This is a genomic window from Micromonospora sp. NPDC051300 (assembly GCF_044455315.1).
GTDB lineage: Bacteria > Actinomycetota > Actinomycetes > Mycobacteriales > Micromonosporaceae > Micromonospora > Micromonospora robiginosa.
The window spans coordinates 107,093-120,223 of record NZ_JBITEP010000019.1; the positions used below are offsets into that span (position 1 = coordinate 107,093).

Annotated in this window: 13 protein-coding genes; 10 read left to right on the top strand and 3 right to left on the bottom strand. The window is 73.6% G+C overall.

The window, feature by feature from the left end:
* Positions 1–26: 26 nt before the first annotated feature.
* The 8 genes from ACIA5A_RS21095 to ACIA5A_RS21130 are packed head-to-tail and all read left to right on the top strand — an operon-like array spanning position 27 to position 8,251.
* Positions 27–1,484: a DegT/DnrJ/EryC1/StrS family aminotransferase gene (locus tag ACIA5A_RS21095; protein WP_396764909.1), complete on the top strand. Its 1,458-nt coding sequence runs from the start codon at positions 27–29 to the stop codon at positions 1,482–1,484.
* Positions 1,481–2,659, top strand: coding sequence for an MFS transporter (locus ACIA5A_RS21100; RefSeq protein WP_396764809.1), 1,179 nt, complete (start codon positions 1,481–1,483; stop codon positions 2,657–2,659). Before ACIA5A_RS21095 ends, ACIA5A_RS21100 begins: the two co-directional genes overlap by 4 nt.
* On the top strand, positions 2,656–3,618 hold the full coding sequence (locus ACIA5A_RS21105) for a sulfotransferase (protein WP_396764812.1): 963 nt from the start codon (positions 2,656–2,658) through the stop codon (positions 3,616–3,618). Before ACIA5A_RS21100 ends, ACIA5A_RS21105 begins: the two co-directional genes overlap by 4 nt.
* Positions 3,619–3,623: 5 nt before the next feature.
* The gene (locus ACIA5A_RS21110; RefSeq protein WP_396764815.1) at positions 3,624–4,454 is read left to right on the top strand and encodes an SDR family NAD(P)-dependent oxidoreductase; all 831 of its coding nucleotides are present in this window, start codon (positions 3,624–3,626) and stop codon (positions 4,452–4,454) included.
* A gap of 31 nt (positions 4,455–4,485) precedes the next feature.
* Positions 4,486–5,325, top strand: a complete 840-nt coding sequence (locus tag ACIA5A_RS21115) for a class I SAM-dependent methyltransferase (protein ID WP_396764818.1) — start codon at positions 4,486–4,488, stop codon at positions 5,323–5,325.
* A gap of 14 nt (positions 5,326–5,339) precedes the next feature.
* Positions 5,340–6,218: a family 3 encapsulin nanocompartment shell protein gene (locus tag ACIA5A_RS21120; RefSeq protein WP_396764821.1), complete on the top strand. Its 879-nt coding sequence runs from the start codon at positions 5,340–5,342 to the stop codon at positions 6,216–6,218.
* A 12-nt stretch (positions 6,219–6,230) separates the two neighbouring features.
* Positions 6,231–7,508, top strand: coding sequence for an NAD(P)/FAD-dependent oxidoreductase (locus ACIA5A_RS21125; RefSeq protein WP_396764823.1), 1,278 nt, complete (start codon positions 6,231–6,233; stop codon positions 7,506–7,508).
* Entirely contained in the window at positions 7,508–8,251 is a 744-nt protein-coding gene (locus tag ACIA5A_RS21130) for an aspartate/glutamate racemase family protein (RefSeq protein ID WP_396764825.1), read from the top strand. The genes ACIA5A_RS21125 and ACIA5A_RS21130 overlap by 1 nt, the downstream gene beginning before the upstream one ends.
* Here ACIA5A_RS21130 and ACIA5A_RS21135 read toward each other — a convergent pair.
* Positions 8,191–9,066, bottom strand: coding sequence for an alpha/beta fold hydrolase (locus tag ACIA5A_RS21135; protein ID WP_396764828.1), 876 nt, complete (start codon positions 9,064–9,066; stop codon positions 8,191–8,193). The genes ACIA5A_RS21130 and ACIA5A_RS21135 overlap by 61 nt on opposite strands.
* A gap of 139 nt (positions 9,067–9,205) precedes the next feature.
* Between ACIA5A_RS21135 and ACIA5A_RS21140 the strand changes: the two genes are divergently transcribed.
* Positions 9,206–9,376, top strand: a complete 171-nt coding sequence (locus ACIA5A_RS21140; RefSeq protein WP_396764830.1) for a hypothetical protein — start codon at positions 9,206–9,208, stop codon at positions 9,374–9,376.
* Between the two features lie 13 nt (positions 9,377–9,389).
* Here the strand turns inward: ACIA5A_RS21140 and ACIA5A_RS21145 are convergent, their stop codons facing one another.
* Both ACIA5A_RS21145 and ACIA5A_RS21150 read right to left on the bottom strand, forming a co-directional pair.
* A complete protein-coding gene (locus ACIA5A_RS21145; RefSeq protein WP_396764833.1) occupies positions 9,390–9,653 on the bottom strand; it encodes a hypothetical protein in 264 nt (87 codons plus the stop codon).
* Between the two features lie 18 nt (positions 9,654–9,671).
* Positions 9,672–11,453: an N-acetylglutaminylglutamine amidotransferase gene (locus ACIA5A_RS21150; RefSeq protein ID WP_396764835.1), complete on the bottom strand. Its 1,782-nt coding sequence runs from the start codon at positions 11,451–11,453 to the stop codon at positions 9,672–9,674.
* A gap of 157 nt (positions 11,454–11,610) precedes the next feature.
* On the opposite strand from ACIA5A_RS21150, the gene glnA reads away from it, so the two are divergent.
* Positions 11,611–13,035, top strand: a complete 1,425-nt coding sequence (gene glnA / locus ACIA5A_RS21155; RefSeq protein ID WP_396764838.1) for a type I glutamate--ammonia ligase — start codon at positions 11,611–11,613, stop codon at positions 13,033–13,035.
* Positions 13,036–13,131: the final 96 nt, after the last annotated feature.

Here is a 13,131-nt window from a genome sequence, read left to right on the forward strand (position 1 = left end):
ATGGTCACTGGATCCACCGCACGCCAATGTCGGATCTGGTGGCATTTCCCACCCCTCGACGGGATCGCGCCGGGACCGCGAGATTCCGCCGGGCAATCGTGCCCGGCGCGCGCTCGGTTAATCCTATCGATCGGATAGGAATTGCCGCCGCTCGCCCGAGGAGTCCGCCGGTGAACGGGAACAACGACGCTCCCGCCCGGAGCCGGCCGAGGCCGGCTCCGCACGGCGCTGAGCTGGAAAGACAGCTCGCCCTGCACGGCGGTCGACCGGTCCGGGGCACGCCGTGGCCCACCTACGACAAAGGCGCGGTATTCGTACACGCCGAAGACGAGGACGCCGCAATTCGGGCCATTCGCAGTCATCTCTACTTCCGATACGACCACCGGCCGCAGAACGAAACCGAATGTGGCCGTTTCGAGGACGAACTGTGCCACTATTTCGGCACCCGGCACGCTCTCGCCGTTTCCAGCGGCACCGCCGCGCTCGCCCTCGCCCTGATGGGCGCCGGAGTGCCGTCCGGCTCATTGGTCGCCTGCCCGGGATTCACTTTTGTCGCCACGCCGAGCGCCATTGTGCTGGCCGGCTGCCGGCCATTCCTGGTCGAGGTCGACGACGATCTGCGGATGGACCTCGATGACCTGCGCCGCCGGTGGCGGCCGGACATCCGCGCGATCATGGTGGTGCACATGCGCGGCTTCGCCGCCGACGTCGAGGCGCTCGCCGCCTTCGCCGCCGAGATGGGCGTGCCGCTGATCGAGGACGCCGTACCGGCGCTCGGCGCCGAACTCAACGGCCGCAAGCTCGGCACGTTCGGCGCGGCCGGGGCGTTCAGCACCCAGTCCGACAAGGCGCTCAACTGCGGTGAGGGCGGCTTCCTGGTCACCGACGACAGCACGCTCTTCGCCCGGGCGGTCGCGTTGTCCGGCGCGTACGAGGGGCGGCTGCGGCGGCACTTCCCGCACGGCGAACCGTCGCTCACCGGCCTGGACCTGCCCCTGCTCAGCCTGCGCATGGACGAGATCCGGGCCGCCCTGCTGCGGGCCGAGCTGACCCGGCTGCCGCAGCGGCTGGCGCTGTTCCACCGCAACTACGCGCACGTCTCCCGAGCTTTGGCCGACGTGCCCGGCATCGTGGCGCGGCGGCCGGTCGCGCCCGGGGCGTACCTCGGGGAGGCGTTCCTGTTCCGCGTGCCCGACGGCGACGCGGCCTGGTTCACCCGGGCGCTGCGGGCCGAGGGGATCGACGCGCGCAACATCGGCGCGGACGACGACCTCAACGTCCGGGCGTTCTGGAACTGGCGCTTCCTCTACGACAGCGCCGACCCCGGGGAGGTCCGCGCGATGCTGCCGCGCACCGCGCGGCTGCTCACCGAGACCGTCGACGTGCCGCTGTCGTCAAACCTCACCCCGGACGACTGCGACGACCTCGTCCGCGCGGTCCGCAAGGTGGCCGACGCCCGCGACGCCGCGCCGGCGCGGCCGTGAGCGGCGCGACCACCGAGGAGCAGCCGCTGCCCCGGCTCGCGCTGGTCGGGCTGCTCGGCGGCCTGTTCGCGGGCTACCTCGGGTTGACCGCGGTCATCCCGGTGCTGCCCGGATTCCTGCGGGACCGGCACGGCGCCGGTGACCTCACCGTCGGCGTCGTGGTCACCGTGACCGCGGTGACCGCGCTGCTGGTCCGGCCGGTCGCGGGCGCGCTCGCCGACCGGTACGGCCACCGCACCGTGATGCTGACCGGGGCGCTTGTGGTGGCCGCCGGCGGCCTGCTGTACCTGGCGCCGCTGGGCGTGCCGGCGCTGGTGGCGGTCCGGCTGCTGCTCGGCGCCGGTGAGGCGGCGCTGTTCACCGCCGGCGCGGTGTGGATCGTCCAGCTCGCCCCGCACCACCGGCGCGGCCAGCTCATCGGCCTGTACGGCGTGAGCATGTGGGGTGGCATCTCCGCCGGCACGTTCCTCGGCGCCACCGTGCAACAGGCCGGGTACCCGGCGGTGTGGACGCTCAGCGCGGCCGCCCCGGCCGTCGGCGCGGCGCTCGTCGCGCTGGTGCCGGCTCCACCGCGTACCGCGCCGGCGGCGAAGGGCGGCGGGCTGCTGCTGCGCCCCGCGCTGCTGCCCGGCGTGGCGCTGACGTTCGGCGCCGCCGGCTACGCCGGGCTGGCCGCGTTCGTGGTGCTGCACCTGGACGAGCGCGGGATCGGTCACGGGGTGGTGGTGCTGAGCTGCTTCAGCGCGGTCTACGCCGGCACCCGGCTGGTCATCGGGCACCTGCCCGACCGGCTCGGCCCCCGCCGGGTGGCCACCTGGTGCGGGGTCGGCGAGGCGGTCGGGCTGCTGGTCATCGCGGTCGCGCCGAACCTGCCGGTCGCGGTGGCCGGCGCGGTGGTGATGGGCGTCGGGTTCTCGCTGCTGCACCCGTCACTGGCGCTGATGGTGATGAACCGCACCGACCCGGCCCGGCAGGGGGCGGCGATCGGGGCGTACACCTCGTTCTGGGATCTCGGGCTGGCGGTGTGGGGGCCGGCGACCGGTCTGGTCGCCGCCGGGTTCGGCTACCCGGCGGTGTTCGTGGCCGGCGCGGCCGGCGCGGTCGTGGCCGCCGCCATGGCGCTGCGCATCGGCCGTCCCGTCACCGTCGGACAGCCCGTGGAGGTGCACACGTGAGTAGCCCCGTCACCGTGCTCAGCGTCACCGGATGGTGCCGCAACGGCAGCACCATCATCGGCAACGTCCTCGGCGAGGCGCCCGGCGTGGCGCACGTCGGCGAACTGCACTTCCTGTGGAAGAACTCCACCGGACGCGGGGTCAACGACAGGTGCGGCTGCGGGGCCGCGCTGACCGCCTGTCCGCTGTGGTCGGCGGTGCTGCCGGTCGGCCGGCCGGCCGGAACGTCCCCGGACGCGCACGCCGCCGAGGTGATCCGGCGGCAACGGGCCCGGCTGCGGACCCGGCACACCTGGCGGGTGCTGCGTCGGGGCGCGTACGACGCGGACACCCGCGCGCACGCCGACCTGCTCGGCGCGGTCTACCGGGAGATCGCCACGCGCACCGGCGCCCGGGTGATCGTGGACAGCACCAAGATCCCCGGTGAATCGGCGTTGCTGCCGCACGTGCCCGGCGTCGAGCCGTACTGGCTGCACCTGGTGCGCGACCCCCGCGCGGTGGCGCACTCCTGGCGGGAGCCGAAGGACTACGTGTACGCCATGTCGGCGGCGCGCAGCACCGCGTACTGGCACGGGTTCAACCTGGCCTCGGCGGCGATCAACCGCCGGCACCCCGGACGGTCGACGTTCCTGCGCTACGAGGACTTCACCGCCGACCCGGCGGGCACGGTGGACGCCCTGCTGCGACTGGTCGGCGCGGACCCGGCCGGCAACCCGGTCCGCGACCGGACCGTGGAGCTGCGCGGCAACCACACGGTGACCGGCAACCCGGACCGGTTCCGCACCGGCGCGACGGTCATCCGGGACACCGACGACGGCTGGCGGCGGACGCTCACCGGCCGGCAACGCCTGGCCGTGGCGGCGCTGGCCTGGCCGCTGTCCAGCCGCTACGGCTACCGGTCCGGCCGGCCGGTCGGGACCACCGGCGCGGCGACCCGTGTCGGCGAGACGAGAGGGTGACGGACGTGGACCTGGGGCTCAAGGGTCGGGTGGCGCTGGTCGCCGGCGGCACCAGCGGCATCGGGCTGGCCTGCGCGAAGGAGTTCGCCGCCGAGGGCGCGCACGTGGCGGTCTGCGGGCGCGACCCGGACCGCCTCGCCGCGGCGGAACGGGAGCTGGGCGCGGTGGCCACCGGACGGGTCAGCGCCGACCGCGTGGACGTCACCGACACCGACGCCGCGGCGCGCTGGGTCGACCGGGTCGCCGCCGACCTCGGCGGCGTGGACGTGCTGCTGGTCAGCGGCGGCAGCCCGCCGATCGGCACCGCCACCGGCTTCGACACCGGCGACTACCGGGCGGCCGTCGACCGGGTGCTGCTGCCGGCGGTCGCGTTGTCGCTGGCCGCGGTGCCGCACATGCGCGCCGCCGGCCGGGGCCGGCTGCTGCTGATCGCCTCCGAGACCGCCTGCGTGCCGATCGGCCCGCTGGTGCTGTCCGGGGTGACCCGGGCCGCACTGGTCCGCTTCGCCCAGGGACTCGCGGTCGACGTGGGCCGCGACGGCATCACCGTGAACGTGCTCGCGCCCGGCGGGGTGCGTACCCCGCCGATGGAACGCGCGGCCGCCCGGCTGGCCGGCGACGACGGCGACGTGGAGACCCGGCTGGCCGCGATGGGCCACCACAGCGCCGTCGGCCGGCTGGCCCGCCCGGAGGAGGTGGCCGCGATGGCCGCGTTCCTGGCCGGCGAACGGGCGTCGTACGTGACCGCCGGCGTGCACCTGATCGACGGCGGCGCCGCCGCCACCGGCCCCGACCTGCCGCACCTGACCGGGGTCCGCAAGGACACCTACGCCTGAGTCCGCCCGACCGCCGCACAAGGGAGTGCCCATGTCCACGACCAGCCAGTTCACCGAGCGCGACGTCTCCGAGTTCTTCGACCAGACCACGCAGACGTACCTCAGCTTCTGGGACAGCGAGGGCGTGCTGCACACCGGCTACTTCGCCGGCGACGACGACGCCGACTACCACGCGGCGGCGGACCGGACCTCGGACATCCTCGCCGACGACGCCGGCATCGACGCCTCGTCGAACGTGCTCGACGTCGGATGCGGCTGCGGCAACTTCCTGCTGCGGCTGGCCGCGCGCACCGGGTGCCGGGGCGAGGGGCTGGACCTGAGCATCGAGCGGATCCGGTTCGCCGAGCAGCGGCGCGCCGAGCGCGGCGCCGGGCTGGACGTGACGTTCCGGCACGGCTCGGCCACCGCCCTGCCGTACGCCGACGGCACGTTCACGCACGTGGTCAGCCAGGACGCGCTGTTCCTGGTGCCGGAGAAGCCGCGCAGCCACGCCGAGATGTTCCGGGTGCTCGCCCCGGGCGGGGTGCTGGCCGTCTCGGACTTCCTCCAGCCGACCGAGCGGATCGGCGAGGCGGCCCGCCGGCACGTCTACGACCGGGTGCGGTGGAACGGCGGCTACTCGCTGGACGGCTACCGCGAGGCGTTGACCGAGGCGGGATTCGTTGACGTGGTGGCGCGCAGCCTGGACACGCACATCCGCCAGACGTACCGGGTGCTGGGCCGCACCGCCCGCGAGCGCGCCGCGGCCACGAGCGACGAGGCGGCGCGGACCTGGATCGGGAACTTCGCCGACTCCTGCGACGAGATCCAGGCGGCCATCGACCGGGGCGAGTTCGGCTGGGGCATGTTCGTCGCCCGCAAGCCGGCCTGAGGAAGGGACACCAGATGCCGCACCCCACCGACACCGTGAAGCGGACCATCGCCGAGGTGGTCGCCGCGCGCAGGACGCAGATGTCGCCCGGCGGGCTGTTCGTCGAGGCGTTCGCCAAGGACGGCTTCGACACCAGCGTCGACTACGACGTCACGATCACCGACTCGTTGACCAGTTCCCGGCGCAAGCCCCGGTACCCGTCGCGGAACGTGCTGAAGGTGGTCGACCTGTCGAAGGATCCGCAGGAGTTCTACTGGCACGAGAGCCCGCCCCGCCCGGGCGACCCGGCTGTCGACGGCGCGGACCTGCGCCGGGAGGCGGCCAACCACTTCCACCGCTCCCCCATCCCGCCGCTGCTCACCACCACCGCCTGGGTGCAGGTGCCGGACACGCTGTGGGAGGACCCGGTCAGCTTCGCCCAGTTCGTCGACTACCGGCTGGTGGTGCGGCTGGCCACCGCCGAAAACCACACCATCCTGCGCGGCGAGGGCGGGCTGCTGGGCATGCCGGAGCTGGGCCGGCTCACCGACCCGGGACCGTTCGGCTCGACCATCCTGTCCGCCTGCAACGAGGTCGAGCAGATGGGCAGCACCGCCGACGGGCTGATCATCAACCCGGCCGACTACTACCGGCTGCTCGGCAGCGGCACGCTGATGCGCGACGTGGAGGAGAACGGCGTCTTCATCGTGCGTACCCGCCTGGTCGACCCGGGCACCGCGATCGTCGGCGACTTCGGCCACGGCGCGCTGCTGTTCGACGCCGGCCGGTCCCGGATCGGCTTCGCCGAGCCGCCCCCGGGCACGTTCGCCGAGCCGGGGGTGGCGTTGCGGGCCGAGATCTGGGAACGGGTCGTGGTGAACCTGCCCACCTGTTTCTTCGTCGTCACGCTCTGACCGGCGGCGACGATGACGACGTCCGACCGCCGCGACCCCGACGTGCTGGTCATCGGCGCCGGCGTGGTCGGGCTGTGCTGCGCCTGGTTCCTGCATCGCGCCGGGCACACCGTTACGGTGGTGGACCGGGGCGAGGTCGGCGACCCGGCGGCCTGCTCGGCCGGGAACACCGGCTTCGTCGGCACCCAGGGTTCGGCGCCGCTGGCCGAGCCCGGGGTGCCGACGAAGGGGCTCCGCTGGCTGTTCAGCCCGGAGAGCCCGTTCTCGGTCAAACCCCGCCTGGACGGCGCGCTGCTGGCCTGGCTGTGGCACTTCCGCAGGCACTGCACCGAGCGGCACGCCCGCGCCGGCTTCGAGACGCTGCTCGCGCTCAAGCAACGCAGCCTCGCGCTGCTGCGCGAGATCTGCGCCGAGGACGGGCTGGCCGGCACGCTCACCGAACGCGGCATGATCCTGGCCTGCCACACCGAGCAGGGGTACGCGCGGGCGCGCCGCACGATCCCGGCGGCGACCGCGCGCGGAGTGCCGCTGCGCGACCTGGACCGCGCCGAGCTGGCCCGGCTGGAGCCGGGGGTCGACTTCGCGGTGGCCGGCGCGCTGCTCAACGAGGAGGGCGCCGCGCTGCGCATCCCGGCGTTCCTGGTCGCCCTCGCCGCAGCGTTGCGGGCGCGCGGCGTGGAGATCGTCACCGGCGCCGAGGTACGTGACTTCGAGGTGACCGGCCGGCGGGTCCGCGCGGTGCGGACGGCACGGGGCGACCTGCGCCCGGCCGAGGTGGTGATCGCCGCCGGGGTGTGGTCGGCGGCGTGCGCCCGGATGCTCGGCGTGGGGCTGACGCTGCAACCGGCCAAGGGCTACACGGTCACCGTCCCGGCCGGCCCGGGCACGCCCACCCGGCCGGTGCTGCTCAGCGAGGGCAAGGTGGCGGTGATGCCGCTCGGTGACCGGGTCCGGATCGGCGGCACGCTGGAGCTGTCCGGCCTGGACGCCTCGGTGTCGCCGCGCCGGGTGGACGGGATCCTGCACACCGCGCGGCGCTACCTGCCGGCGCTGGAGACCGACCGGCGGCTCGACGTGTGGAGCGGGCTGCGCCCCTGCACGCCGGACAGCCTGCCGTTGATCGGCCGGGCCGGTGGCTTCGACAACGTCAGCGTGGCCACCGGACACGGGCACATCGGGATGGGGTTGGCCCCGGCCGGCGGGGAGTTGCTCGCCCAGCTCGTCACCGGCGCGGAACCGGCCCTGCCGGCGCAGACGTTCGCCCTGGACCGCTTCACGAGGGGGATCTGATGGACGACCGGCCGGAGATCGGCGTGCTCTGCCTCGACACCAGCTTCGACAAGATCCCCGGGCACATCCGCAACCCGGAGACGTTCGACTTCCCGGTGCGCTACCGGGTGGTCGAGGGCGCCACCCCGCAGCGGCTGGTGCGCGAGGCCGACCCGACGCTGCTGGAGCCGTTCGTCGCCGCCGCCCGCGACCTGGCGGCCGCCGGGGTCGCCGGCATCACCGGGGCGTGCGGTTTCCTGGTGCTGTTCCAGGCCGAACTGGCCGCCGCTGTGGACGTGCCGCTGTGGTCGTCGAGCCTGCTCCAGGTGCCGATGGTGCACCGGATGGTCGGGCGCACCGTCGGACTGCTGGTCGCCGACGAGGCGGCGCTGACCGCGCGGCACCTGGCCGCGGTCGGCGCGGCGGACGTGCCGGTGGCGGTCACCGGGATGGCCGGGCAGCCGGAGTTCCGCGAGGTGATGCTCCAGGGGCGGCGCGACGCGCTCGACGTGGACCGCCTCGCCGCCGAGGTGGACGGCCGGGTGGACGCGCTCGCGCGGGCCCACCCGGACCTGGGCGCGCTGGTGATCGAGTGCACCGACCTGGTGCCGTTCGCCCACCGGATCCAGGCGCGGCTGCGCGTGCCGGTGTTCGACATCGTCACGCTGACCACGATGGCCCACGCGACGCTCACCCGCCGCCCCTACGGCCGGGACAGCACCTCGCGGAGCCGGGCGGCGAACTCGGCCGGCTTGCCGGCATAGCCGGCGTGCCCGCCGAGGAAGCCGCCGTGGTGGCTGGGGAACACCACCGCCTCCTGCCCGAGCAGCGCGGCCGTGCCCAGGGCGGTGCGTGCCGTGTAGGTGCCGGCGGACTCCTCGCCGACCGCTACGACGATGCGGGTCGGTGCGGCGGTGAGCCGCGCCGCGTCGGGACGGTAGTCGGTGACCGCCCACGAGTTCTTCGACAGCAGCGGATCGTCGCGCGTGCCGTCGTCGTCGGCGGGCATGCCGAACGCCGCCGGGTCGGCGGCGGGCCGGTCGAAGTAGTCGTCGGTGAACTCGCCCTGCCAGGACGTCATGGCGATGAAGTCGGCCATGCCCGCGCCGGAGCCCCTGGACCGGTAGGCGTCGTGGAAGCGGGCCCGGGCCCGCTCGGCGGCCGGCGCGTCGGGGAGCACCGCGTTGATAGGTGGCTCGTGCGCCACGAGCGTGACGACGTCGCCCGGGTGGGCGGCGACCAACTCCAGCCCGGTGACCGCGCCGCCGCTGCTGCCGAAGACCTCGACCGGGCCGGCGCCGAGCGCCTCGATCAGCAGGTGCAGGTCGGCGGCCTGCTGCCGGGGCGTGTGGTCGGACCGGCCGTCGGTGCGCCGGCTGCGGCCCAGGCCGCGCGGGTCGTAGGTGACCACGGTGCGGTCGGCGAGGTGCTCGGCGAGCGCGGCGAAGCCCTCCGCCGTCATCGGCTGACCGATCATCAGCAGCACCGGGCGGCCGTCGGACGGCGGGAGCGGCCCGCGCACGTCGTAGACCAGGTCGGCGCCGGGCACGGCGAGCGTGTGGGTCCGTGTCGTCGTCATGGCGGTGACCCTACGACCCCGGTACGACACCGGCACCGGACGCGCCGGACGGCGGAAACGCCTGCCCGCCGCGCGGCGGGCACATAGCGTGGGGCAGGAGGCGCCTGGCAGGCGGGCGGCCGGGACCGGAGGGAAAGCCGTGACGGAACCGGAAGAGGACCAGGAGAAGACCCGCAAGACCGACCGGGTGCTCTACTCCCCCGACGGCGACCCGCACCACACGCTCGCCGAGGCGCCCCAGCCGGACGAGCACCTCGACGTCACCGCCACGATCGACGACCGGACCGAGGTCGTCGACGACGAGCGGTAGTCGTCGGGGCAGGTCAGACCGGAGGGATGCCGGAGCGGCCGATCGCGGACATGTCGCCGCCGCCGATCTCGCTGGTGGCGGTGGGCGTCGGCGGGGCGGTGGCCTCGGTGCGGTCCTCGATGCAGGCGTCGCCCAGCCCGTGCATCAGCTCGCCGATGGCGGCCAGCGCGGACCCCTTGTCCGGGCAGGGCCGGCCGGTGGCGAGCACCTGCCCGTCGCCGCCCAGCACGGTGAACCCCACCCGACCGTCGGTCTCGCTCTCGATGACGAACTTCACCGCGCTCCCTCCGCCGAATCAGACGCCGTGGGACTGCAACCACAGCTCCAGCAGGCCCAGTTGCCACAGCTTGTTGCTGCCGGCGGCCGCCTGCGCCCGGTCCGGCTCGGCCAGCAGCTCGTCGACGTACGCGCGGCGGAACAGGCCGCGCCGGCGTGCCTCGGGCGCGCCCAGGGCCTCCACCACCAACTCTCGCACGGGCCCGTCGACGTTGCGCAGCGCCGGCACCGGGAAGTAGCCCTTGGGTCGGTCGATCACCTCGGCCGGCAGCACCTCGCGGGCCACCTCCTTGAGCACGCCCTTGCCGCCCTGGGCCAGCTTGTGCTCGGGCGGGCAGGCGGCGGCCAGCGTCACCAGGTCCTGGTCGAGGAAGGGCGTGCGCACCTCCAACCCCCAGGCCATGCTCATGCTGTCCACCCGCTTGACCGGGTCGTCCGGGAGCATCAGGTGGGTGTCCAGGCGCAGCACCGCGTCCACCGCGGTCTGCGCGCCCGGCGCGGCCAGGTCAGCGGCGACAAGCGCGCCGCTGACGTCGGTGTCGCAGGCGTACGCCGGGTCGACCACCCGGTTCAGCCCGGCGTGGTCCCGGTCGAAGAACGCGGCGGTGAACTCGGCGGCGGTGTCCGGCCGGGCCGCCTCGGCGAGCCGGTGGTGGTAGCCGTAGCCGGCGAAGACCTCGTCCGCGCCCTGCCCGGACTGGGCCACCTTCACGTGCCGGGCGACCTGCTCGCTGAGCAGGTGGAACGCCACCACGTCGTGGCTGCCCATCGGCTCGGTCATGGCCGCCACGGTGGCGCGTACCGCCGGGCCGAGGTCGCCGTCGGCGAGGCGGATGCGGTGGTGGTCGGTGTCGAACGCGCGGGCCACCAGGTCGGAGTAGTGGAACTCGTCGCCGGCCTCGTCGCCGCGGCTGTCGAAGCCGATGCTGAACGTCTGCAGGTGGTGCTGCCCGGCCCCGTCGAGCAGGGCGACGATCATGCTGGAGTCGAGGCCGCCGGAGAGCAGCACCCCGACCGGCACGTCGGCGACCAGCCGCCGGCGGACGGCGGTGCGCAGCGCGTCGCCGATCGCGGCCCGCCAGTCGTGGGCGTCCATGCCGTCGTGGGCCGGGTCGCGCCGGTACGCGGGGCGCCAGTAGACGTGCTCGCGGGTCCGCCCGTCGGCCTCCACCACCCGGACGGTGGCCGGCGGCAGCTTGCGTATCCCGCGCAGGATGGTGCGCGGCGCGGGCACGATCGAGTGCCAGGAGAGGTAGTGGTGCAGCGCCACCGGGTCGATGCCGGTGTCCACGTCGCCGGCGGCGAGCAGCGCCGGGAGCGTGGAGGCGAAGCGCAGCCGGCCGGGTGACTCGGCGAGGTAGAGCGGCTTGATGCCCAACCGGTCGCGGGCCAGCACGAGCCGCCGCCGGGGCCGGTCCACCAGCGCGACGGCGAACATGCCGACCAGGTGGTCGACGAACCGTTCACCCCACTGGGCGTACGCGACCAGGACGACCTCGGTGTCACTCGTCGACCGGAAGGTGTGCCCGGCGGCCCGCAGCTCGTCGCGCAGCTCGGGATAGTTGTAGACGCAACCGTTGAAGACCAGGGCGAGGCCGAGGTCGTCGCGGGCCATCGGCTGGCCGCCGGCCTCGGACAGGTCGATGACGGTCAGCCGGCGGTGTCCGAGCGCCACCCAGCCGTCGCTCCACCGGCCCTCCCCGTCGGGGCCGCGGGAGCGCATCGCCTCGGCCATCCGGTCGACCGCGCCGGCGTCCGGGGCCGCGCCGTCGAAGCGGGCCTCACCGCTGATCCCGCACATGTCGGCGACTACCCGGCATGTGACGGAGGAAACCCGGGATGGGCGGTTGGCGAGCCGCGAACGGCGAGCCGTCGTACGGTGGCCGTACGGGCCATGTCCCCGGGCGGTCCGGCCACGGGACGTGGCCGGAGATCAACAACGCCTGCCAGGAGGACGTGTGTTCGCCAATCCCGAGGAACTCCTGCGTTACCTCAAGAACGAGGACGTGAAGTTCGTCGACGTACGTTTCTGTGACCTGCCCGGCGTGATGCAGCACTTCAACCTGCCGGTCGAGTCCTTCGACGACAGCGTCTTCACCGACGGCCTCGCGTTCGACGGCTCGTCGATCCGCGGTTTCCAGTCGATCCACGAGTCGGACATGCTGCTGCTGCCGGACGTGGCCACCGCGTTCGTGGACCCGTTCCGGGCGCAGAAGACCGTCGCGCTGAACTTCTTCGTGCACGACCCGTTCACCCGGGAGGCGTACTCCCGGGACCCGCGCAACGTGGCGAAGAAGGCGGAGGCGTACCTGGAGGCGAGCGGCATCGCCGACGCCGCCTACTTCGGCGCGGAGGCGGAGTTCTACATCTTCGACTCGATCCGCCACGAGACCTCGGCGCACCAGTCGTTCTACTACATCGACTCGATCGAGGGCGCCTGGAACACCGGCCGCGAGGAGGAGGGCGGCAACCGGGGCTACAAGACCGCCTACAAGGGCGGCTACTTCCCGGTCCCGCCCGTGGACCACTACGCCGACCTGCGCGACAGCATGGTCCGTCGGATGCTCGACGCCGGGTTCACGGTCGAGCGCTCGCACCACGAGGTCGGCACCGGCGGGCAGTCGGAGATCAACTACAAGTTCTCCACCCTGCTGCACTCGGCCGACCAGCTCCAGCTCTTCAAGTACCTGATCAAGAACGAGGCGTGGGCGCACGGGAAGACCGCCACGTTCATGCCCAAGCCGCTGTTCGGGGACAACGGCTCCGGCATGCACACCCACCAGAGCCTCTGGCTGAACGGCGAGCCGCTGTTCTACGACGAGACCGGCTACGCCGGGCTGTCCGACACCGCCCGCTGGTACATCGGCGGCCTGCTGCACCACGCGCCGTCGCTGCTCGCCTTCACCAACCCGACCGTCAACTCCTACCGCCGGCTCGTGCCCGGCTTCGAGGCCCCGGTCAACCTGGTCTACTCGCAGCGCAACCGCTCCGCGTGCACCCGCATCCCGGTCACCGGCAGCAACCCCAAGGCCAAGCGCGTCGAGTTCCGCGTCCCCGACCCGTCGGCCAACGTCTACCTCGCCTTCTCCGCCATGCTCATGGCCGGCCTGGACGGCATCAAGAGCAAGATCGAGCCGCCGGCGCCGATCGACAAGGACCTCTACGACCTGCCCCCGGAGGAGTGGGGCGACGTCAAGCAGGTCCCCGGCTCGCTGTCGCACGCGCTGGAGGCGCTTCAGGCCGACCACGACTACCTGCTCGACGGCGGCGTCTTCACCGACGACCTGATCTCCACCTGGATCGACTGGAAGAACGCCAACGAGGTCGACCCGGTGCGCCTGCGGCCCACCCCCCACGAGTTCGCCATGTACTACGACTGCTGACCCGTCAGCAGTCGTCGACCACCGCCCCCGCCTGTCGCCCGCGGGGGCGGTGGTCAACGCAAAACGGCAGCTCGGAGGTCGCCGGCCTCGTACCGT